22 protein-coding genes are annotated in these 21,985 nt (G+C 65.7%); 10 read left to right on the top strand and 12 right to left on the bottom strand.

Annotated features, from left to right (window positions below):
* Positions 1-7 precede the first annotated feature (7 nt).
* Both I6F17_RS02390 and I6F17_RS02385 read left to right on the top strand, forming a co-directional pair.
* The gene (locus tag I6F17_RS02390; RefSeq protein ID WP_346657041.1) at positions 8-247 is read left to right on the top strand and encodes a hypothetical protein; all 240 of its coding nucleotides are present in this window, start codon (positions 8-10) and stop codon (positions 245-247) included.
* 213 nt (positions 248-460) lie between these two features.
* Positions 461-988, top strand: a complete 528-nt coding sequence (locus I6F17_RS02385) for a PRC-barrel domain-containing protein (protein ID WP_225130538.1) — start codon at positions 461-463, stop codon at positions 986-988.
* Positions 989-1,066: 78 nt separating this feature from the next.
* On the opposite strand, the gene I6F17_RS02380 is transcribed toward I6F17_RS02385, so the two are convergent.
* The 7 genes from I6F17_RS02380 to I6F17_RS02350 form a co-directional block, all read right to left on the bottom strand.
* Positions 1,067-1,897 (bottom strand): ABC transporter permease, encoded by an 831-nt coding sequence (locus tag I6F17_RS02380; protein ID WP_225130536.1) that lies wholly within the window; start codon positions 1,895-1,897, stop codon positions 1,067-1,069.
* Complete coding sequence (locus tag I6F17_RS02375) at positions 1,894-3,156, bottom strand: ABC transporter permease (protein WP_225130534.1); 1,263 nt, start codon at positions 3,154-3,156, stop codon at positions 1,894-1,896. The genes I6F17_RS02380 and I6F17_RS02375 overlap by 4 nt, the downstream gene beginning before the upstream one ends.
* 6 nt (positions 3,157-3,162) lie before the next feature.
* On the bottom strand, positions 3,163-4,212 hold the full coding sequence (locus I6F17_RS02370; RefSeq protein ID WP_036038424.1) for an ABC transporter substrate-binding protein: 1,050 nt from the start codon (positions 4,210-4,212) through the stop codon (positions 3,163-3,165).
* Positions 4,213-4,276: 64 nt separating this feature from the next.
* Positions 4,277-5,386, bottom strand: coding sequence for an ABC transporter ATP-binding protein (locus tag I6F17_RS02365; RefSeq protein WP_225130533.1), 1,110 nt, complete (start codon positions 5,384-5,386; stop codon positions 4,277-4,279).
* A 291-nt stretch (positions 5,387-5,677) separates the two neighbouring features.
* A complete protein-coding gene (locus I6F17_RS02360; protein ID WP_225130531.1) occupies positions 5,678-7,246 on the bottom strand; it encodes a DUF4403 family protein in 1,569 nt (522 codons plus the stop codon).
* Between the two features lie 242 nt (positions 7,247-7,488).
* Positions 7,489-8,127, bottom strand: coding sequence for a glutaminyl-peptide cyclotransferase (locus I6F17_RS02355; RefSeq protein WP_036038414.1), 639 nt, complete (start codon positions 8,125-8,127; stop codon positions 7,489-7,491).
* A gap of 29 nt (positions 8,128-8,156) precedes the next feature.
* Positions 8,157-9,377, bottom strand: a complete 1,221-nt coding sequence (locus tag I6F17_RS02350; protein WP_225130530.1) for a helix-turn-helix domain-containing protein — start codon at positions 9,375-9,377, stop codon at positions 8,157-8,159.
* A 140-nt stretch (positions 9,378-9,517) separates the two neighbouring features.
* Between I6F17_RS02350 and I6F17_RS02345 the strand changes: the two genes are divergently transcribed.
* The gene (locus I6F17_RS02345; protein WP_225130551.1) at positions 9,518-10,312 is read left to right on the top strand and encodes a thioredoxin family protein; all 795 of its coding nucleotides are present in this window, start codon (positions 9,518-9,520) and stop codon (positions 10,310-10,312) included.
* Positions 10,309-10,587, top strand: a complete 279-nt coding sequence (locus I6F17_RS02340) for a hypothetical protein (protein WP_036038408.1) — start codon at positions 10,309-10,311, stop codon at positions 10,585-10,587. The genes I6F17_RS02345 and I6F17_RS02340 overlap by 4 nt, the downstream gene beginning before the upstream one ends.
* A 39-nt stretch (positions 10,588-10,626) precedes the next feature.
* Here the strand turns inward: I6F17_RS02340 and I6F17_RS02335 are convergent, their stop codons facing one another.
* Entirely contained in the window at positions 10,627-11,058 is a 432-nt protein-coding gene (locus I6F17_RS02335; RefSeq protein WP_225130528.1) for a c-type cytochrome, read from the bottom strand.
* Positions 11,059-11,157: 99 nt separating this feature from the next.
* Positions 11,158-11,883: a L,D-transpeptidase gene (locus tag I6F17_RS02330; protein WP_225130527.1), complete on the bottom strand. Its 726-nt coding sequence runs from the start codon at positions 11,881-11,883 to the stop codon at positions 11,158-11,160.
* Between the two features lie 273 nt (positions 11,884-12,156).
* On the opposite strand from I6F17_RS02330, the gene I6F17_RS02325 reads away from it, so the two are divergent.
* The 3 genes from I6F17_RS02325 to I6F17_RS02315 all read left to right on the top strand — a co-directional run bounded on the left by I6F17_RS02325 (position 12,157) and on the right by I6F17_RS02315 (position 14,714).
* Positions 12,157-13,209, top strand: coding sequence for a glycosyltransferase family 1 protein (locus I6F17_RS02325; protein ID WP_225130526.1), 1,053 nt, complete (start codon positions 12,157-12,159; stop codon positions 13,207-13,209).
* Positions 13,210-13,242: 33 nt separating this feature from the next.
* Positions 13,243-13,932 carry a methyltransferase domain-containing protein gene (locus I6F17_RS02320; RefSeq protein WP_225130525.1) on the top strand — a complete coding sequence of 230 codons (690 nt, stop codon included), beginning with the start codon at positions 13,243-13,245 and terminating at the stop codon, positions 13,930-13,932.
* 122 nt (positions 13,933-14,054) lie between these two features.
* Positions 14,055-14,714 (top strand): membrane protein, encoded by a 660-nt coding sequence (locus tag I6F17_RS02315; RefSeq protein ID WP_025034507.1) that lies wholly within the window; start codon positions 14,055-14,057, stop codon positions 14,712-14,714.
* Between the two features lie 147 nt (positions 14,715-14,861).
* On the opposite strand, the gene I6F17_RS02310 is transcribed toward I6F17_RS02315, so the two are convergent.
* Positions 14,862-16,526, bottom strand: a complete 1,665-nt coding sequence (locus I6F17_RS02310; RefSeq protein ID WP_225130524.1) for an aminotransferase class III-fold pyridoxal phosphate-dependent enzyme — start codon at positions 16,524-16,526, stop codon at positions 14,862-14,864.
* Positions 16,527-16,561: 35 nt separating this feature from the next.
* Here I6F17_RS02310 and asd point away from each other — a divergent pair, with 35 nt between their 5' ends.
* Positions 16,562-17,425, top strand: coding sequence for an archaetidylserine decarboxylase (gene asd / locus I6F17_RS02305; protein WP_225130523.1), 864 nt, complete (start codon positions 16,562-16,564; stop codon positions 17,423-17,425).
* Positions 17,426-17,493: 68 nt separating this feature from the next.
* A complete protein-coding gene (locus I6F17_RS02300; RefSeq protein WP_225130522.1) occupies positions 17,494-18,054 on the top strand; it encodes an NUDIX hydrolase in 561 nt (186 codons plus the stop codon).
* A 208-nt stretch (positions 18,055-18,262) separates the two neighbouring features.
* On the opposite strand, the gene I6F17_RS02295 is transcribed toward I6F17_RS02300, so the two are convergent.
* Entirely contained in the window at positions 18,263-19,684 is a 1,422-nt protein-coding gene (locus I6F17_RS02295) for a FecR domain-containing protein (RefSeq protein ID WP_225130550.1), read from the bottom strand.
* A gap of 274 nt (positions 19,685-19,958) precedes the next feature.
* The gene (locus tag I6F17_RS02290; RefSeq protein WP_036038388.1) at positions 19,959-20,735 is read right to left on the bottom strand and encodes a DUF2147 domain-containing protein; all 777 of its coding nucleotides are present in this window, start codon (positions 20,733-20,735) and stop codon (positions 19,959-19,961) included.
* Positions 20,736-20,930: 195 nt separating this feature from the next.
* Here I6F17_RS02290 and I6F17_RS02285 point away from each other — a divergent pair, with 195 nt between their 5' ends.
* Positions 20,931-21,815, top strand: a complete 885-nt coding sequence (locus I6F17_RS02285; RefSeq protein ID WP_225130521.1) for a DUF2147 domain-containing protein — start codon at positions 20,931-20,933, stop codon at positions 21,813-21,815.
* Positions 21,816-21,985 lie beyond the last annotated feature (170 nt).

Genomic DNA, 21,985 nt, shown 5'->3' with positions numbered 1-21,985 from the left:
GAAAAGCGTGTTTCAGTCCGCCTTCGCGGGTGGACCAGGCGGTCCGCCGCCGGACGAGGGCTCTTCGGATTCGACGACGACGGATTCGACGAGCAGCAGCTCGACGGACCAGACCACCGCCGAGATCCTCCAGCAATTCCTCCAGGCGCTGCAGCAATCGCGATCGTCGGCATCCTCCTACGGTGCCAATGGCAGCTCAACCGGCAATTCGAGCCTCGCCGCGCTCCTGATCGACTACAAGAACTGACCTCGGCGACGCCGGGTCGGTGCGGTCCTCGCCGCGGTCCTGCCTTGCCCCAATGCGCATGATCCTCTCGGCGGGGAACCGTGCACCGCAAAATGTTCCTGAGTGACGCAGGAACAGTTCGCGCATGGCGCGACGAAATTGCGGCGCGCACGGAACTGCGCCCGATCAGAGCGGTTTTCTCCGCACGAGTTTTCTGTGAAGGAGAGGACAACAATGTTGATGAAATCGATCGTCACCGGCCTCGCCGGTACCGCGCTGCTTGCGACCGTCGCAATCGCGCAAACGCCGCCCGCCGCCACCACCGACAAGGCGGCCCCTGCGGCCACCGCAACGACCACGACGGCTTCCGGCCAGTGGCGCACCTCGAAGATGGACGGCCTGAAGGTCTACAACGAGGCCAACGAGAACATCGGCACGATCAACGACCTGCTGATGGACAAGAACGGTGATATCAAGATCGCCGTGATCGGAGTCGGCGGCTTCCTCGGCATGGGCGAGCATCTGGTCGCCGTGCCCTACGAGAAGCTGAAGTTCGTCAACGAGCCCGTCGCCTACACCGGCACCGGCGCGAACACCGGCGCCAAGCCCGCCGGCACGACGACTGGCGCTGCGACCGGTACCGACAGGCCCGCAGCGACCGCATCGACGTCGTCCGCGTCAAAATGGTACCCGGACCACGCCGTGTTCAATGCCAGCAAGGACGAGCTGAAGAACATGCCGCAGTTCAAGTACGCCGAGTAATGTGGCTCGCGTAACTGCCTGAACGAAGCGCGCCTGGTTTCACCGGGCGCGCTGTCGTGTCTTCGACCTCCTGCGTCCTCAACCCCCGCTGCCCTTCAGCCGTTCGTTGCGCCGGCGGAGGGCCTCCAGGGTGGCGAGGAGGATGACCGAGACGGTCGTCAAGATCACCGCCGCTGCCGTGATGGTCGGGCTGATGTTCTCGCGGATGCCGCTGAACATCTCGCGCGGCAGGGTGCGCTGCTCGGGGCCCGCCATGAACAGCACGATCACCACCTCGTCGAAGCTGGTCGCAAAGGCGAACAGGGCGCCAGACGCCAGACCCGGCAGGATCAGCGGCAGGATCACGCGACGGAACGCTTGAAGCGGCGAGGCGCCGAGCGAGGCGGCGGCGCGTGCCAGGTTGGTGTCAAAGCTCTGCAGCGTCGCCCCGACCGTGATCACCACGAAGGGCGTCGCCAGCGCGGTGTGGGCCAGGATCAGGCCGAGATAGCTGCCGGTCAGCCCGATCGGCGCGAAGAAGAAGTACAGGCCGACCGCGGTGATGACCCCGGGCACGACCACCGGCGACAGCACGAAGGCCAGCACGAGCGGCTTGAACCGGCTCTTCCACTGCGCCAGCCCCAGCGCGGACGTCGTGCCGAGGACCATGGACAACAGCGTCGAGGCGACGCCGATGATCATGCTGTTCTTGAGCGAATTCATCCAGCGCGGCGAATTGACGAAGTCGTCGTACCAGCGCAAGGAAAGGCCCGGCAGCGGATAGGTGAGGTACGAGCTCGAACTGAACGACAGCGGCATGATCGCAAGGATCGGCGCGATCAGGAAGATGAACACCAGCGTGGAGACAACGATAGTCGCGGTCCACGCGATGCGCTGGCTGGGGGTGCGCAAGGAAAAATTGTCGCTCAATTCTTCATCCCTCCCGTGACCTGCTGGCCCTGCACCAGCTTGCCGTAGACGAGAGCGAGCAGAACGGTGGCGAGCAGCAGCACCGCGCCCAGCGCCGAAGCAAGGCCCCAATTGGCCGTCTCGGTCGTGTAGAGGGCGATGAAGTAGCTGATCATCTGGTCGGCGGCGCCGCCGACGAGGGCCGGCGTGATGTAGTAGCCGAGCGCCAGGATGAAGACGAGCAGGCTTCCGGCGCCGATGCCAGGCAGGGTCTGCGGCAGGTAGATCCGCAGGAAGGCGGTGAGGGGCGGTGCTCCGAGCGAAGCGGCGGCACGCATGTAAGCAGGCGAGATCGCCTTCATGCTGCTGTACAGCGGCAGGATCATGAACGGCAGCAGAACGTGGGTCATGGCGACGCAGACGCCGAAGCGGTTGTAGATCAGGCGGAGCGGCGCATCGATGAGGCCAAGCCAGTGCAAGCTGTCGTTCACGACGCCCTTGCTCTGCAACAGGACGATCCAGGCGCAGGTGCGAACCAGGAGCGAGGTCCAGAACGGCAGCAGCACGAAGATCATCAAGAGGTTCGACCGGCCGGGCGGCAGCGCCGCCAGGAGGTAAGCGACCGGAAAGCTGAGGATCAGGCAGAGCGCCGTGACACCGAGGCTGATGAGAAAGGTGCGGAGGAAAATGTCGCGGTAGATGGCCTGATCCGGTGGTGCGGCGACGATCGCACCGTCCGCGTTTCGCGTCAGGTCGAGCGCGGCAAGCAGGTAGAAGCCGGTGATCGGGCCGCCGGCGTCCTTGATCGTTGTCCAGGTGGCGCGTTCGCGCCAGGCAGGGTTGATCCTGCCCAGCGTTTCCCTGGCCGTACCGGGCTCAGGCACCGCCTTCAGATTGCGTCCCGTGCTGGTCAGGATCGTGCGGAAGCCGTTCAGCGCGTAGTTGAGCCGTTTGGCCGCAATCGCAAGGGTGCCGGTGGCGCGCGCCGCCAGGATGTCGCTTGCAAGCGCCGCATAGGCGTTTTCATCCGGCAAGTCCTTGCCGTCCCAGCTGGCGAGAGCAGCTGTTGTTTGCGGCAGGACCTGACGCACCTCCCAGTCCTCAACCGAGCGCCACAGCATGCCGGCGATGGGACCTGCGAAAGTGAAGAGCAGAAACAGCAGAAGCGGCAGGACCAGCGCCAATGCCTTGACCTGGCGTGTTCGCTCAGCGCGCCTCAATCGGCGTTTGAGCGGCACATCGGTCGACGCATTGGCGCCAGTCAGAAGCGCGTTCGTCATCGATTGCTATTTCGCGGCCCATTTGTTGAAGCGCTCGGTCAGGCGGTCGATGTTCTCGAGCCAGAAGGCCACGTTGATCTCGACCGCGTTCTTGATGTTGTCAGGCGCCGTCGGCAGGTCCTTCAGAACGGCGGGTGCGAGCCGGCCGGCGGCGTCCTTGTTCGACGTCCCGTAAGCAATGTTCTCCGACAGCTTGGACTGGTTCTCCGCCTTGCCTACGAAATCCAGGAACTTGTAGGCCGCATCCTTGTTCGGGCTCCCCTTCAGGATGACCCAGCTGTCGAGGGTGAACAGCGCGCCGTCCCACACCATGCCGAAGTTCTTCTTCTCGTTCTTGTTCGCGGTGTCGATGCGGCCATTGTAGACCGAGGTCATCGCCACCTCGCCGGAGGCGAGCAATTGCGGCGGCTGCGCGCCGGCCTTCCACCAGACGAGGTCGCCCTTGATGGTGTCGAGCTTCTTGAAGGCGCGCTCGATGCCTTCGTCGGTCGCCAGCACCTTGTAGACGTCCTTCGGTGCGACGCCGTCGGCCATGAGGGCGATCTCCAGCGTGGTCTTCGGGCCCTGGCGCAGCGCGCGCTTGCCCGGAATCTTCTTGGTGTCGAAGAAGTCGGCCCAGCCTTTCGGGGCCTCCTTCAGCTTGTCCTTGTCGTAGCCAAGCACGAAATCGTAGAGGATGGCGCCGACGCCGCAAGGATTGACCGAAGGCGGGATATAGGCGGCCTCGCCGCCGATCTTGGAATAGTCGAGCTTCTCGAACAGGCCCTCCTCGCAGCCGACCGCGAGCTCATCGCTCTCGACCTGGACGACGTCCCAGGTGGCGGCGCCTCCCTGCACCTTGGCGCGCAGCACGCCGACGCCGCCGTCCCAGGATTCGTCGTTCATCGCAATGCCGGATGCTTTCTTGAACGGCTCGAAATAGACCTTCTTCTGGGCCTCCTGATACGCACCGCCCCACGAGACGACGGTGAGGTCACGCGCCTCCGCGACATTGGCCAGCGCAGCACTGGCGCCCAGTGCCGCGGCGAAACCCAGAGCAATCTTGCGCTTCAGCATGGTCTTCGTTCCTTCTTCATGTGAGTTGCGTTGACATCGAATGTTCAGCTTTGCCGCCGACAGATCAGACGGGATCGAGGGCGAGGCAGTCCTCCGGGCGGAAGGTGATGAACACGCTTTTGCCGTGTCTTAGGCCGTGATGCGCTCCCGGCTGAAGCTTGACCATGAACTCGGCGTTGCCGGCCACATCCAGCACCGCAAGCGCGTGGTCGCCGAGATAGATGGTGTTCTGCACTTTTGCCGGAAGCCGGTTCGGTCCCTCACTGGAATTGCCATTGGGAATTATTGCGACACGCTCCGGCCGCACCGACAGAGAGGTCGATGCGCCTGCGCCTGACACGTTGACCGCCCGCGCGGCGACGGTGCCGCCACCGGCCAGCGCGACGCGGCAATAATCCCTTTCGACGGTTTCCACGGTGCCGGCGAGCACATTGTTCTCGCCGATGAAATGGGCGACGAAGCTGTTCACGGGATGCTCATACAGCGCGTCGGGGCGGTCGATCTGTTGCACGATGCCGTCGTTGAATACGGCGATGCGGTCCGACATCGTGAGCGCTTCGCTCTGGTCGTGGGTGACATAGACGATCGTGATGCCCATCGTCTCGTGCAGCTGCTTGATCTCCAGCTGCATCTGCTCCCGCAGCCGCTTGTCCAGTGCGCCCAGGGGCTCGTCCATCAGCACGAGCTGGGGATTGAACACCAGCGCGCGGGCCAGCGCCACGCGTTGCTGCTGACCGCCGGACAATTGCCCGGGCCGTCGGTGCGCCAAAGTTTCCATCTTGATCATGCGCAGCGCCGCGCTGACGCGCTCTTGCGTTTCCGCCTTGCTCGACTTGCGAACCGATAGCGGGAAGGCAATGTTTTCAGCGATCGTGAGGTGCGGAAACAGCGCGTAGTTCTGGAACACCATGCCGATGTCGCGCCTGTGCGGCGGCACGTTCTTGATCGGCCGCTCGCTGAGGTAGATCTCGCCATGGGTCGGCACCTCGAAGCCGGCCAGCATCATCAGCGTGGTCGTCTTGCCCGATCCCGACGGGCCGAGCAGGGTGATGAATTCGCCCTTCCTGATGTCGAGGTCGAGGTTCTTCACCACGAGATGCTCGCCATCATAGGTCTTCTGAATGCCGGAAAAACGCACCAGCGCCGGCGCGGGTGTGACCATGCCGGCTTCCATATTGTCCTCGCGGTGTCCCCTACAATGCTCGTGCGAGATTAGCATCCTGCAGCGAGAATGCCAGCGGCGCAAGCGACGAGGACGTGTGCGGGCTCCGGCGAGTGGCGAGGCGATCGCATATGAACAGTGCACGTCTGGCACGATAGTCCCCACATCGTCATGGCCGGGCTTGTCCCGGCCATCCACGCCTTGCCGCGCAGCACAAAGAACGTGGATGCCCGGGACAAGCCCGGGCATGACGACCTCTGGTGAAGGTTCAAATGCGATGGCCCTGCGATGCGTAGGGGCGCGCTACATCCCCGACAGCTTCGTCACGAATACGTTCAGCGAGCCGCCGGCTTCCGCGACCACGCGCAGGGTCTTGGAATCGAAGGCGATGTCGGCGAGAGTGAGGCTCTCGATCCTGGCCTCGACCTTGAGGCCGTCCTCGCTCTTCTGGTAGTCGGCAATCGCGGCGGCGATCTTCTCGCGGGCGTTGGCGGCGATCGGCTTCAGATCCAGGGTTGCCTTCTGCAGCAGCGCCTGCTGCATCTGCGGGACGACTGCGCGTGCAGCGGCGCCCAACAGGCCGAACGCGGCCTCGGATTCCACCGCGAGCTGGATGTCCGTGAGCCGCAGCGTCTGCTGCGCCTGGTCGAGCACCGGCCGGCCCCAGATGTGCACATTCGCCTCGGCGCCGAGGCCGAACCAGCTCTTCTTCTCCTTGGCGCGCACCAGAAGTGAGATCAGCAGCTGGTCACCCGACGGGATGACGTTGGCGCTCTTGACGGTGACGTCGACCGGACCGGAGCCGTCCTCGGGATAGGTGCGGCCGACCATCTGCACGGTGATCAGCTTGTTGATCTCGGTGAAGGGCACGTCGATCGGCACGCCGATGTTCACGCCTGTGCCGGTCGGCGGCACGATCGAGATCTTGTCGGGGAACGGACAGTCCGGCTTGGTCGGCGTCGAGGTCACGCGTGTCTCTGCTTCGAGGCCGAGCAGCAGTGTCACGGCCTGCGCATCGACGCGCGGCTGCGCCGCGATCGCGCGCACCGGCTTGATCTCCAGCCAGAGCGGCGGCAGCGCCGCCGAGGCGCTGGATCCTTGCAGCGGGATCGAGCGGCAGGCCTTGATCCATTGCGCCTTGGCGTTCTCGCGCAGGCTGGGATCGTTGCGGATGCGCTCGGAGACGGCGTTAATCTGTTCGCCGACGGTCTTGTCGATCAGCGGCTTGACCTGCGCGGGCACGTTGACCTTGGCGCCGGCGACGTTGAGATTGGTGTCGCCGAGATTGACCTGGGCGCCGAGATTGGGCTCCAGATACCAGGCGGCGGCGAGCTTCGGGCGCGAGGTGACGACGACGTTGCCCTTGATCTCCGCGCTCGCGTTCAGGTTCTTGATGTTGACCGCGCCGATCCGCTTCGCGGCGTCGCCGCCGAGCACGCTGCCAAGCGCATCGCCAAGCGCGCCTGTGGCCTTCGACGACAGAGAGCCGGTCACGTTGAGCTTGCCGGTGAGCGGGGTCGAGATCGTCAGCACGTCCTTGTCGCCGGCTGCCGCCATCGGGCCCCGGACGGCGGACCAGCCGATATCGGCATTCTCCAGGATCTGCGAGATCGGGTTGTCGGCCTTGCCGGCGAAATTGCGCGGCGCGGCCTTCTCGGCCTGCTCGCGGATCGCCGACAGCGCGATGGCGACCGGCGCGATCACGATGGAGCTCTTCGAGGCCGGCGGCAGCGGCGGCAGCTGAGCGACCGGCGGCGCCGAATCCGTCGCGCGTGGCGCCAGCAAGTCCATCGCCTTCAGGCTGATGAAGAACGACGCCGCGAGCACCGCGACACCGATCAGGATAGTCTTCAGATTCCACGTCAGACGCATCAATCCCCCAAGTCGCCCCGACGGGGATTCTACAGGGCGGGCGAGGAGGGCGCTAGAGCGCACCCGTTGGGTGGAATTGGGGCGAACAGGTTACGGATTGTGAACGCGCCGTCGGCGTGCCGTCACGCCAGACCCAAGGACTAAAGCGCGATGCGATTAGGATAAATCGTCATCGCGCTTTAGGTTGTTGTTTTGAGCATGATCTTTTCGGAAAACCGCTTCGCACTTTTCCGGATCATGCTCTAGCTTTGCCGCGGGCGCCGGACCGCTCTCACCTTGCCGCGATTGCCTCCGCCGCAGAAGAAACGGTCACCGCCGTCCGATTCCAGGCCTGACACGATCGTGCCGGCGGGCATGTCGATCTGCTCGATCACTTGTCCCGTTTCCGGGTCGATCCGACGCAAATCGCTCTGTTCGTTCTCCCAGGTGCCGTGCCAGAGCTCGCCGTCCACCCAGGTCACCCCGGTCACGAAGCGCTTGCTCTCGATGGTGCGGAGGATCTTCCCCGTTTCGGGATCGATCTGATGGATCTTGCGGTCGCGATATTGCCCGACCCAGAGCGAGCCCTCGGCCCAGGCGAGGCCGGAATCGCCGCCGCCGCCGGGCGCCGGAATGGTGCCGAGCAGCTTGCCCGAGGCCGCATCGATCTTCTGGATGCGGTCCTCGGCGATCTGGAACAGGTGCCGTCCGTCGAACGCTGTTCCCGCATGCGCGGCGACGTCGATGGAGCGCGCGATCCTGCCGTCGGCCGGATCGACCGCGTTCAGCTTGTCGCCGGAGGCGAACCAAACATGCGTGCCGTCATAGGTGACGCCATGCACGGCCTCGACGCCTGGAAAGGGTCCATATTCCGTGACGATCTCGGCGGCTGAACGTTTCATGTGCTCGATCCCTCATGCTTGCGCCCATCCTACGTCTTCAGGAGCGGCGTGGGGAGTAACAAGCCTGTCGGGAAACCCGGAACGGGCGGCGTCATCCAGCGGCGCGCCCGTCCGTGTCCGAACGACTGCACCTTGCCCGACCGCGCCAGCTCCTCGAGCGCACGCTGCACGGTGCGCGGACTGATGCGAAGCGCAAGCGCGAGCGCCGAGCTCGACCATGGCTCGCCGTCGGTAAGAAAGGCGAGGACGGCGGCGTGCTTCTCCTCAACGGGCCGCGCCAGCACGAGGACGTCGCGCGTCCTCCGCGGCGCCAGCACGAAGCCCTGCTTCGTCGCGCTGATATCGGCCAGCGGCGCGAGCTTGCTGCGGAGCCGTCCGATCTCGACGCGCAGGCGCGCGCGGTGCGATTCGTCGGCGTGCCTGGCTTGAAAGGCGCCCGATATCAGCGTCTCGCGCGAGACATCTGCAGGCCATGCCTGCGCCAGGAGACGCGCGAGCGCGAACAGCACGGGACGCGTTCCGAGCGACACCGCGACGCCTTGCCTGCGCACGACGTGATGGAAGGTATCCACGACAAGCGCCGTCGAAGTCGCCAGACGTTCGACCTCTCCCAGCAACAGCGGATGTTCGCTGCCGCGGGCGATCAGGCGCGCTGCCGGCGTGTCGAGGATCAGGCTCGCGCTGTCGACCTCGGCCACGAGCGCCGGAATGGCTGCAAGGCGCGCCGCGTGAGCCGCGCGGCTGAGCGCCGTGCGCGCGTCTTTCGTTCTGAGCCGCCGGATGGCGATGCCGGCGAGCACGAGCTCGCGGACGACCTGCGACGCGGGCGGGAGCGGCGTGGGACGGAGTTCGGCGAGCGTGCGCTCGGCCTCGTCGAGGCGACCGACCAGAAGCAGGCGGCGCGCCTCGACATGGCCCGCATGGGCGGCATTGACGAGATCGCCGTGCTGTTCGAGCGTCGCGCGTGCCGCCGCGAGCGTCTTCACCGGCCAGTTCAGATCGCGCGAGACCAGCGCGATCTCGGCTTCGGCCACCAGGCACCTTGCGCGTGCCACCGCCTCGCGCGGACCGAAGGCACGCGCGGCGGTGCGCAGCAGCGACTTGGCCTTGGCGAGATCGCCGAGCTGCGCCATCGCGATGCCGCGCAGCGCCAGCGACGGCGCATCGTTGCGCAGCGCGACGCGGTTCAGGGCGCCGAGCGGATCGCCGGCCTCTAACGCGCGCGCAGCGGCAGTGATCAGCGATTCCATGTCAATCCCGCCACACTTGTTACTCCCGCACCGCGGCCGCTTGGTGCCAGAAATCGTGGACGGCCGATGCGCGGCGGGCGGTTCCGCCTCCGGCGTGGAGGGGCGCGGAATGACGGCCACGGCAAGAGATTTGGAGAATGATCATGACATCGACTGAAAACGTAAGGGTCAACGGAAAGACCGCCATGCAGACACCGCCGGTGGTGTCGCCGCAGGACTGGGAGGCGGCCCGTCTGCAGCTGCTCGTGAAGGAGAAGGCGCATACCCGTGCCCGCGACGCCCTGGCCGCCGAGCGGCGCCGCATGCCGTGGATGGCTGTCGACAAAACCTATGCGTTCGAGGGGCCCGGCGGCAAGCTCAGTCTGCACGACCTGTTCCAGGGCCGGCGGCAACTGATCGTCTATCGCGCCTTCTTCGAGCCCGGCGTGTTCGGCTGGCCCGATCAGGCCTGCCGCGGCTGCTCCATGGTGGCCGACCAGGTCGCCCATGTCTCGCATTTGAATGCCCGCGATACCACGCTGGTGTTCGCCTCGCGTGCGCCGCAAGCCGACATCGTCAGGCTGAAGCAGCGGATGGGCTGGATCATGCCCTGGGTCACCATCACCGACAGCTTCGATGCCGATTTCGGCGTCGACGAATGGCACGGGACGAATGTGTTCTACCGAGACGGGACACGCATCTTCCGCACCTATTTCGTCAAGAGCCGCGGCGACGAGCAGATGGGTGGGACCTGGAACTATCTGGACATCACCCCGCTCGGCCGCCAGGAGGTGTGGGAGGACTCGCCGGAAGGCTATCCGCAGACCCCGACCTACAAATGGTGGAATTGGCACGACAGCTACACCGAAGGCGCCGCGCCCGACAAGCGATGGGTGGAGATCTCGGACGCCGGCGAGAAAGCCTTTCGCGAGGAGGCCGCGGGAGAACGGAAATGACCGGCCCGGTCAGCGCGGTCCCCGGCGCCAGCCCGGACGTTGTGGCGACCGCGCGCCACCTCGCCAGATGGCTGGGGCTGGCGGCCACGCCGACCTTCGCCATCATGGCCGTGCTGACGGCTTTGCCCGGGGGTGGGCCCGCGGAGATGCTGTGCGGCGCCGGGCAGGGCTCTCTGCTCGGCGGGATGGTGCCGATGTATCTCCTGATGAGCGCGTTCCATGCCGCGGCGTGGCTGAGGCTGATAGCGGAGTGGCGGGGTGCAGTCAGCCGGTAAGCGCGCCGCAATCGCACAGCGGAAAGAGCGCGTTGCGATCTATTGCCCGCCCGCCGCCTGCAGATACGCAACCACCTTACCCGCTTCGTCCTTCGAGATGCCGCCATAGGGCTGCATCTTGTGGCCGGACACGACCTCGTCCGGCTTGACCATGAAGCGGGTGAGCTTGTCCTGGTCCCAGGCGAAGCCGGCTTCCTTCATCGACGAGGAGTAATTGTAGTTCGGCAGCGAGCCGGCCTTGCGTCCGACGATCTTGTTGAGGTTGGGACCGAGGCGGTTGTCCCCCTCCTTCATGGAATGGCAGGTGCGGCAGGAATTGTTGAAAGCCTGCTTGCCGGCGTCGTCATTCGCGGATTGTTGCGCACGCGAGGACGGCGCAAACACGAGAAGCGTCAGTGCTCCGGCGCCGGCGAGGGCGTGCAGCCATGGGCTTGGCGAGGGTTGCCTTCGTGGTCGCATTTGCGCCTCCATCGTGGATCGCGCCGCAGCAGGCGCAACGGGGATGTCGAGGGCAAACGAAAACGGCCCCGGTGGGTTCCGGGGCCGTTCGCGTCACGTTGTCCTGTCGCTTCAGCGGCTCGCGGCGCCGAGGTCCGCGCGGCGCTCGCTCATCGGCAGCACGATCACCTTGGTGCCGACGTTGACGCGGGAATAGAGGTCGGTGACGTCCGCGTTGGTCATGCGGATGCAGCCCGAGGAGACGCGCTTGCCGATGGTCTCGGGGGCGTTGGTGCCGTGGATACGGTAGATGGTGCCGCCGAGATACATGGCGCGCGCGCCAAGCGGATTGCCGGGGCCGCCGGCCATGTGGCGCGGCAGATAGGGCTGGCGGGCGATCATCTCCGGCGGCGGCGTCCAGGCCGGCCACTCGGCCTTGCGGCTCACCGACTGGATTCCGGACCAGGTGAAGCCGTCGCGGCCGACGCCGATGCCGTAGCGCAATGCCTGGCCATTGCCGAGCACGTAATAGAGATAGGTGTTGGGCGTATCGATGATGATCGTGCCCGGCGCTTCGCGCGTCGCGTAAGAGACGGTCTGGCGGCGGAAGCGGGCCGGCAGCTCGACCGCGTCCTGATCCTCGGGCTCGGTCTGGTAGGTCGGCGCCTGATAGGGCTGATACGACGGCTGATACGGCTGCAGCGGCTGCGGCGCGGTCATCGGCGCCAGCGGCTGGAAGAACGGGAAGATCTGCACCGGCGCGGCCTTGGCTGCGCCAGCGAACGCGATTGCGGAGACCGTAACGGCACTGAGTGCAACGGCGCGCGAAAACGTCTTGGATGTGTCCAGATTGAACATGTGATCGCCCCTGTTTGCTCGGTGTTTTGCTCACCGCGGCACCGTTGCGGTGCTCCGTTGCCTAAAGTCCTAACGGAAAAACGTTTCGGGACATTTGCGCGGAAAACCGAAAACGGTTTCACGGCGGCAAGAATTGTTTCATGACAGTTTCGTGGCCCCGCCGGCTCGTTAACGAACAAAACAGCGCGCCGACACTTCTGTGACGTCACACGCCTGAAATATCCTTCGTTGATGGTCGATGCCTGAGAATCATCAAACTCTCGGGATTTTCCCATGCGGGTATTAATCGCGACGGACGCCTGGCATCCCCAGGTCAACGGTGTGGTCCGCACCCTGACGTCCCTGGCGAATGCGGCCAAGGCCCTCGACGTCGAGATTGACTTCCTCACCCCGGACGGCTTTCCGTCCTGGCCGCTGCCGACCTATCCGGGCCTGCGCTTTGCGCTGCCTTCGGCGAAGGAGATCGCGCGGCGGATCGAGAGGTGCGCGCCGGATGCGCTGCATATCGCGACCGAAGGCCCGATCGGCTGGGCGGCGCGCGCCTATTGCCGCCGCAATCGGCTCGCTTTCACTACCTCCTACACGACCCGCTTTCCGGAATACGTCTCGGTGCGGACCGGCATCCCGGCGGGCGTCGGCTATGCCGTGCTGCGCCACTTCCACGATGCCGCCGCCATGACCATGGTGGCGACGCCCTCGCTGCGGCAGGAGCTGTCGGAGCGCGGCTTCAAGCGGCTCGGCTTCTGGACGCGTGGTGTCGACACCGGGCTGTTTCATCCCGACGCTCCGGCACAGCTCGACCTGCCGCGCCCGATCTTCATGACGATGGGACGCGTGGCGGTGGAGAAGAATCTCGAAGCGTTCCTCTCGCTCGACCTGCCCGGCACCAAGGTCGTGGTCGGCGACGGCCCGCAGAAGGCGGCGCTGGAGAAGAAATATCCGGACGCAGTCTTCCTCGGCGAGAAGAAGGGGGCGGATCTCACCGCGCATCTCGCCGCGGCCGACGTATTCGTGTTTCCGAGCCTGACCGACACCTTCGGCGTGGTGCAGCTCGAGGCGCTCGCCTGCGGCACGCCGGTTGCGGCGTTTCCGGTCACGGGCCCGAAGGACGTCATTGCCGATCACCCGATCGGCGCGATCGACCACGATCTGCGCACCGCCTGCCTGCGCGCACTCACGATGTCGCGCGAGACCTGCCGCAACTTCGCGCTGGAGCGCTCCTGGGAGAACAGCGCGCGCCAGTTCGTCGGCAACCTCACCTCACTGCAGCCCAGCCGCTCCTTGCGCGCCTCGCCTCGCATGGCGCGGCGGCCGGTGCGCGGCTGACCGTTTATTCGAACCACAGCGAGAACCTCATCGATGGCTAAGATCATGAACCTTGACGGCACCCAGCAGCTCGACCTCACGCGCGGCACGGTCGAGCAGGCATATGACCGCTGGGCGCCGGTCTACGATCTCGTGTTCGGCGGCGTGTTCGCCAAGGGCCGGCAGGCGGCGATCGCGGCCACCAACAAGATCGGCGGCCGCGTGCTCGAGGTCGGCGTCGGCACCGGCATCTCGCTGCCGCTCTACGCGCCGAACCTGCGCATCTTCGGCACCGACATCTCGGAAGCGATGCTGGACAAGGCGCGCCGCCGCGTGAAGGAGCAGGAGCTGAAGAACGTCGAGGGCCTCGCGGTGATGGACGCCGAGAAGCTCGAATTCCCCGACAATTCGTTCGACGTCGTGATGGCGCAATACGTCGTCACCGCGGTGCCGAACCCGGAGAAGGCGCTCGACGAATTCGCCCGCGTGCTGCGTCCGGGCGGCGAATTGATCATCCTCACCCGCGTCAGCGCCGACACCGGCATGCGCCGCTTCATCGAGCAGAAGCTGCAGCCGGTGGTGCGTCCGCTCGGCTTCCGCACCGCCGAGTTCGCCTGGTCGCGCTACGCCAAATGGCTCGCCGGCGCGCACGGCATCGAGCTCGCCGAGCGCCGCCTGATTCCGCCGCTGGGACATTTCTCGCTGGTGCGCTTCCGCAAGGTCGACGTCGCGAAAGCGGCGTGAGCTTACGCGTCTTTCGTGCGTCATCGCGCCGCTGCTCATCGTCACATGACAAAATGATGATGTCACACGGCCTACATCGAATCTCTGTAAATCCTGAACCCGAAAGCATTTTGGGGATGAGCATGATCAAGAACTATCTCGAGCAGCTGCGGATCCAGCGCTGGGACGACCATCGCTACTATCACCACAGCCGCATCAATCAGAGCCTGCACTTCGTCAGCGCGCTGAGCTTTCTCTTTGCCTATGTCTGGCTGTTCATCGATCCCGTCGTCTCCGCGCTGGTCGGCTGGCTGGTGTCGATGACCTCGCGCCAGGCCGGCCATTTCTTCTTCGAGCCGCACACCTACGACCACATCAATCAGGCGACGCACGAGTACAAGGAAGAGATCAAGGTCGGCTACAATTTGCAGCGCAAGGTGGTGCTGATGGCGATCTGGGCGCTGTCGCCGCTGGTGCTGGTCGTCGATCCCACCCTGTTCGGCATCTTCACGCCCTGGCAGAGCGCGACCGACTTCATGCGGCAGGTGGCGAAGATCTGGCTCGTGGTCGGCGGCGGCGGCCTGCTGTTCCGCACCGTGCACCTGTTCTTCATCCGCGACGTCGAGACCGGCCTCGTCTGGATGACCAAGATCCTGACCGATCCCTTCCACGATTTGATGCTCTATCGCGGTGCTCCGCTCGCCCTGATGCGCGGCGAGCTGATGGATCCCGGCCTGCACCTCAATCCCGAGCACACGCTGGGCTTCATCGACGAGCCCGTGCTCGAAGAGCAGCACGCTTGAAGCGCGCGGCGCACGCGACAGGCTCCGATGTCTGATCGCTACGTCATGCCCGGCCTTGTGCCGGGCATCCACGTCTTGGAGCTACCGCCCGGAGCCGCGTGGATGGCCGGGACAAGCCCGGCCATGACGGCCTTGGAGCAACTAGCCTCAGCGCCCCAAGCGCTTGGCCAGCATCTCTGTCAGGATCTGCCGCTTGATCTGCTTGTTGGTGAGCACGCCATCGTGCCACCAGAAGCCGTCGGCCTTCATCTTCTGCGCGGCACGGACGAAACGATCGGCGACTTCGGTGAAGTCGGCGTCGGTGTAGTTCAGGCTGAAGATCAGCCGTCCCGTGCCGACCCAGCTCAGGGCCAGGCCTTCGGCGCGCAGGTAATATTGCAGCATCCAATTGTAGCGGGACGGCGTGGTGTATTTCACCGTCCAGATCGAAGAGAAGTTGGCGAAGCGCACCGGCAGGTCGGCATCCTGCATCATCTGGTTGAGCTTCGTCACGCGCCCGTTCCAGGTCTCTTCCAGCCCATCATAGACGGCGCGGAAGTTCGGGCTGGCGAGGCGGCTCAGGAACTCGTCCATCGCCGTCATGACGTAGGGGTGCGAGTTGAAGGTGCCGCGGGCGAAGCAGATGTCGCCGGGACGGTCGTCGCGGAAGCGGCGCATCAATTCGCGCTTGCCGCAGACCACGCCGACCGGCAGCCCGCCGGCGAGACTTTTGCCGTAGGTCACCATGTCGGCCTTGACGCCGAAATATTCCTGGGCGCCGCCGGCGGCGAGGCGGAAGCCGACGAAGACCTCGTCGAAGATCAGGACGATGCCTCGCCGGTCGCAGACCTCGCGCAGCTTCTTCAGCCATTCGGTGTAGGCAGCGCGGTCAAAGTTGCCGCCGCGGGAAGAATCGACCAGCGAGGAATCCCCGGGCGCGTTGGCATTGGGATGCAGGCCCTGCAGCGGGTTGACCAGCACGCAGGCGATGTCCTTGCGCGTGCGCAGGACATGCACCGTCTTCTCCGACATTTCGGCGAGGGTGTAGGTCTCATGCGCAGGAATGGGATTGCCGACGCCGGGCTGCACGTCGCCCCACCAGCCGTGATAGGCGCCGGCGAAACGAACCAGGTGCGTGCGCTTGGTGTGGTAGCGCGCCAGCCGCACCGCCTGCATCACGGCCTCGGTGCCGGACATGTGGAACGAGACCTCGTCGAGGCCAGAGATCTGGCAGAGCCGCTGCACATTCTCGAGGATGACGGGATGGTAGGGCCCGAGCACGGGTCCAAGCGCGTGCGCGCGCTTCTCGGCGCCCTCGATGCACTCCTTGTAGAAGTCGTTGCCGAAGATGTTGACGCCGTAGGATCCTGTGAGGTCGTAAGCAGTGTTGCCGTCAACGTCGGTGACGGTGACGCCGCGCGAGGATTCCATGAAGGTCGACGTGCCCAGATGCTCGCGGACGAGACGCGAGAACTGGAACGGCACGCGGTAGCTTTCGGTGAAGTTCAGGTCGGAGATCGTCTCCGCCGCTTCCTTCGTCATCGCGCGACCCTTGGGGTAGCGCTCGGCGTAAAGCCTGGCGAGACGGAAGAAGGCGTCCTTGCGTTGCGCTGCGATGTTCGCCGGCGCGCCGTCGCAGGCGAAGTATTGATCACCCTCGAACTCGTAGAACGGCAGCAGCCGCGCCACCCGGCGCGACATCTTGGAGTGCCCGGCGAGCGAGCGGTGCTTGGCGCGGGAGAGTTCGACCCGCGCCTTGATCTTCGGGAGGACGGCGGCAGCGGACGCTGCGGCGGCCACGGACATCGAGAGAATCGGGAGTGTCGTTTCCATGACAACAAGCGCTAAACCTGTGAGCTGACAGATTCATGACAGTCAAAGCCCTCATCGCCTCTTTCACCCAGCAGGAAGATCTCAACTTCCTGTTGACCAACCGCATCCCCCGCGCGGCGCTGACCCGCTTCATGGGCTGGTTCTCCAAGATCGAGAATGCCCTGGTGCGGGACTTCTCGATCGCGCTGTGGAAGCTGTTCTCCGACCTCGATCTGTCGGAGGCGCGCAAGACGCAGTTCAGGAGTCTGCACGACTGCTTCACCCGGGAGCTGAAGCCGGGCCTGCGGCCGTTCGATCCTGATCCTGCGGTGGTGGCGAGCCCCTCGGACGGCATCGTCGGCGCTCACGGGAAAATCGCGGACACCGAGCTGTTCCAGGTCAAGGGCGCGCCCTATTCGCTGCTCGATCTCGTCGGCGATTCCGCGCTGGTCGAGCAGCACCGCAACGGCTCTTACGTTACGCTGCGGCTGACCTCGAGCATGTATCACCGCTTCCATGCGCCTTATGACGCGCACATCGGGCGGGTCACGCTGATCCACGGTGACGTCTGGAACGTCAACCCGATCGCGCTCAAGCGCGTCGAGCGTCTGTTCTGCAAGAACGAGCGCGCGGTGATCCGCACGCATTTGTCGACCGGCGAAGCCGTGACGCTGGTGCCGGTGGCGGCGATTCTGGTCGCGAGCATCCGCCTGCACTTCCTCGACATGGTGCTGAACGCGCAGACGCGCGGCCCCGTCAATTTTCCCTGCGACGTCAACGTGAGCAAAGGCGAGGAGCTCGGCTGGTTCGAGCATGGCTCGACCATCATCATCCTTGCGCCCGGCGATTTCTCGTTCTGCGACGGCATTGCCGAGGGCACGCGCATTCGCGCCGGTCAAGCGCTGCTCAGGAGAAAGTAGCCTTCAATCCGCCGCCCCCGCCGCCTATATCGTCGGGCGGGGACGATTCGATCGATACGGATGTGACGATGGCGCGGGCGCCGGTCATGGCGGCGGGTGGTATTGTGTTGCGGCGCGCGCCGGTGCCGCTGGTTGCAGTCGTGCGCCAGCGCAAGCGCAACGAATGGGTCCTGCCCAAGGGCAAGCTCGACGACGGCGAGACGCCGAAGGAAGCCGCGCACCGCGAGGTGCTGGAGGAGACCGGCCACGAGGTCGCGGTGCACGAATTTCTGGGCACGCTGGTCTATCAGTCCGGCGGGCGCTCCAAGGTCGTGCATTTCTGGCGCATGGAGGCCGACGGCGGTCCGGTCCGCAAGCTGATGAACGACATCAAGGCGGTCGACTGGCTGACGCTGGACGACGCGATCGCCCGTCTGTCGCGCGAATACGAACGCGTCTTCCTGACTCAGATCGGACCGATCGCGCTCGCGGCGGCAGGGCTGGCGCCATCGCCGGCGCAAGAGCCGACGCCGAACGACGCCGTGGATGCGGCCTTGCAGACACTCACACCCGCCGAAGCAGCTTCCGTCGACGAGTTGCGGCACGGCCTGTTGCAGAAGGTGAAGGCCTGGTTGCGCGGCGAGGCGTGAGGTTTGCGCGTAAGCCTCTCTACGTCGTCATTGCGAGCGCAGCGAAGCAATCCAGAAGCTTTCCGCCGAGGGATTCTGGATTGCTCGTCGCAAGGGCTCCTCGCAATGACGCGGAGATGTCGGAGTGCGCCTCTCTCGCGCTCTTTGCTCAGAAGCCACCACGGCGCTAACGATGCACGTTGGGGGCGCAACGGCAGAAAGCGAAGCGTTACCGCCGCTCTTTGTCCCTCGGCGCGGGCGCGGATCTGCGCGGCGCTGCGGGACGTTGCGCGGCGGGGAGGCGTGGCTGGAAGCCGCCGGGGCGCTGCATGCCTGGTTGTTGACCCGGAGGCTGGCCCGGTTGCAATCCTGTGCGCGGCAATGGCTGCTGCGGACCGGCTTGCTGTGTCCCGCCCGGTTGCGGCGGCACGATTCCTCCGCGCTGAATCTGTCCATCACGCTGCGGCAGGATCTGCGGTGCGCGTGGACGGCCGGCACCTTGCGGCTGGCCGGGCTGCGGTTGCAAGTGTTGCTGCTGCCCGGCACGCGGCGTGCCCGGCCGCACCGTGCCGCCTTGTTGTCCTTGTCCCTGCCGCTGCGGCGGCTGTGCACCTTGCTGTGTTCCCTGCCGGCTAGGTGTGCCCGGCTGCTGCTGACCCGGACGATTGTCCTGTCGCGGCTGGACGTTCGGTCGTTGCGGCTGCCGGCCTGGGGTTGTCGTCGGCCGCAATTGTTGCTGCTGCGGCGGCTGTGCCGGCCGCGGAATGCGGCTGAGCGCAGTCGGATTGGCGCGACGGAAGTCGCGCTGCTCGATGACGATCTGCCGGCCCGCAGTCTGCGCCAGATGCACCTGGCCGACGAAGCCGCGGTCGCGCGCGATCTGCTGCGCGGGAATTATGATCGGCACGGCAGCAAAGCGCATGCCGCCGGCCGTGGCTGCGCCCGTGCGGATCGCAAAGCCGCTCGCGGCTTGCGTCAGCGCGCCGAGCCGCGCGCCGCTCGTGCGTTCCTGGACCTCGATGTGGCCGACCCGGCCGTCGGCGTCGGGATAGAGCTTGATGTTGACGTTGCGCGCCCTGTTCGCCGCCGAGCCCTCGGGGACGTCGACGACCCCGGTGGTGCCGCGGATGCCGAGCGTTGCCGTCGGCGTCGTGATCTTCATGTCGCCTGTCTTCGCCACCGCGGCCGCCACGAAGGCGACCGTGCCCTTGCCGACGTCGAAGATCGCCGAATTCTGCTTGCCGCCGTCGTCATAGACGTAATTGTCGATGGTGATCTTCGCGCTGGCCGAGAGGTTGAACGTGGTGGCGTCGTTGAAGGTGATGCCGAGCGCGGAGTTCGACGAGGTCTGCACGATATCGTTGAGATAGATGTCGTCGCGCACGCGCAGCGGATAGGAATTCTTGTCGCGGATCACGGTCGCAATTCCCGTCACGGTCGCGACGTTGCCGATCGGCTCGGCCGTGGCCGGCTGTGCGTCTGCGGCCGGTGTCGGGGTCGCCGACGGAATTGGCGAAGGCGCGGGCGTTGGCTGGGCTTGCGGCTGCGCCTGTGCGAATTCGATCGTCTCGGATGCACGAGCCACGCTGCTGCCAGCCAGCGTCAATGCCGGCAGCGCGAGCGCGAACACGAAGCGGCGCCAAGCCAGCATTGATGTCACGAGGAAGTCCCGGTGAGAGCGTGAGGCGAGATCGGGCGATTTCAACGGGGCGTGGCTGAATGGTGGATGAACGTCTGTCGCCGGGGCAAGGGCTAGCTATCCTCTCGCCGTCATGGCCGGGCTTGTCCCGCCGGCGCGGCCGAAGCCGCTACGGCGCGGCGAAGGCCCGGCCATCCACGTCTTGATTGCGGCACGAAGAACCTGGATGCCCGGGACAAGCCCGGGCATGACGAAGAGTTGTGTCCGTTCGCGACGCGCTTCGGTGTCAGCTCACGCGCTTCCAGGTCTGGCCGCCGCAGAACATGCCGCCGAAGGCGCAGCCCTGCACGCGCATCACGTTCGGACCTTTCATCGAGATCGTGGAGTCGTAATTGCGTCCGGAGTTGGGATCGCGAATGCGGCCGCTCCACTTCGATCCTTCGGGCTTCATGTTGATCAGGATGCGCTCATTGGTCTTCTCGGCATAGCCGCAGAGATTGGCGCCACACTGCTCGACGCGGACATTGCCCTTGTTCTCTTCGGTCGCCCAGATGCCGATCGGCGAGTTCGCTGCGGCCACGGGCGCGGCAGCCACCGGAGCCGGCGCGGGAGCCGCGGCGACGGGAGCGGGGGCGGCAACAGGGGCAGGCGCAGCAACAGGAGCAGGCTGCGAGCTGTCGAAGCCGACAGAAGGAGCGGCGGCAGCGGTCGCGGCTGGGGCAGCGGGCGCGGCTGGCGCTGCCGGCGCAGTCGCTTGCGGCACGGGCTGCTGCTGCACGGGAGCCGGCGTGGGTTGCGCCGTCGTGGGCGCCGGAGCCGGCGTGGTGTCGTCGTCATCGTCCTTGGAGCCGCCAAGACCCTTGAGGTTGATGTTGTTCAGCTTGATCGGCTTGTCCGACAGGCCCGGCGCGACGATGGTCACGCAATTGAGCGAAGCGCAGTTTCGCGGCGTCTCGATGCGGATGTGCTGACCCTCGATCTGGAACGAGATCGAATTGCCGGCATGCGCGGCGGCGGTCGAAGCCAGGAAGAGGGCGGTGGCGGCGATGGAGAGCTTGTTCATGACAACCTCCGAAAATAGCGCGGTCCCGATATGGACTGGTGTCGCTGGTGAATGAAGCGTGGTTCGACCCTACGCCGCGGCGGTCGGGCGTTCTGTGATGGGCGTCACAACGAGCGAACAACGCCTGGGTGATTCAGCGCACATTCAGCCTCGCCTGCGCGGCGTAACGTCGTCGCGACACCGAGGGAAACGCAGATGCAGCGGCTTGCAACCTGGCTTGCCACTTGTCTTGCCACATCTATCGCGCTGCTGGCGGTCGCGCCGACGGCGCAGGCCGGCTCCTACACGTTCTCGATCGGCGGCAGCCGGTTCCATGTCGAGGCGCCGCGCAATTGCCGAGCCGCGTCCTTTATGACGGTGGCTCCCAAGCGCAGCCTCAGGCCGACGGAGGATGTGAGCACGGCACGAACTGCGCAGCCGGCGCCCGCGCTGATGGTCCAGGCGCCGCAGCCGGCTTGTCCGGCGGCAGCGGTCAAGCCGCCACAAGCGGCTGTGGTGGTGCCGCCACCGGCGCCTCCCGTTCTTGCCGCGGCGTCGTCGCAGCCCGTTGCACCGCCGCCGGCGCCAAGCTGGGAGATTTCGAGACTGGAGACGCTGAGCCCCGGTCCGCCGCGGGTTGACCTGGAGCGCACCGATCAGCCGAAGACCGCCGCGCTCGAACCGCCGCGCGTCCAGCCGAGCGCCGAGATCAATCAGACCGCAGCGGTGGCACAGATCGGCGCTGAAGAGGGCCACGCGCTGCTCGGCGAATGGGAGAGCGCCGGCGCCAAGGGCACGGTCCGCATCGAGCGCTGTGGACCTGCACTGTGCGGTTACGCGCTCAGTGAAGCGTCGAGCCGCGGTGAGAGCGTGCTCGTCAACATGAAGCCGAAGAAGCGCGATGTCTGGACCGGCAGCATCTACAGCCGCTCCAGCGGCAACACCTATTACGCGACGATGACGCTGAAGAGCTCCGGCAAGCTGCACGTCGAAGCCTGCGCGCTCGGCCGCTTCTGGTGCTCCGGCAACGACTGGACGCGAGTCGATGCGCCACGGGAGGAGATCACCGCCTCGTCGCAATCCTCGCGCACGCGGTCGTAGCGTTTTTCTTACCCTCCCTGTAGGGCCCTGGAGGGGGCTGAGATATGGCTAAGGACACCGACTCTCCACGGCGTCATGGCCGGGCTTGTCCCGGCCATCCACGCCTTTCCACGCAGCACAAAGAACGTGGATGCCCGGGACAAGCCCGGGCATGACGGCCACTGCAAAAT

The sequence above is a fragment of the Bradyrhizobium sp. NBAIM18 genome, assembly GCF_020193825.1.
In the GTDB taxonomy this organism is placed as follows: Bacteria; Pseudomonadota; Alphaproteobacteria; order Rhizobiales; family Xanthobacteraceae; genus Bradyrhizobium; species Bradyrhizobium yuanmingense.
The sequence above is the reverse complement of the archived record's forward strand: the minus strand, read 5'-3'. Positions and strand labels throughout refer to the sequence as shown.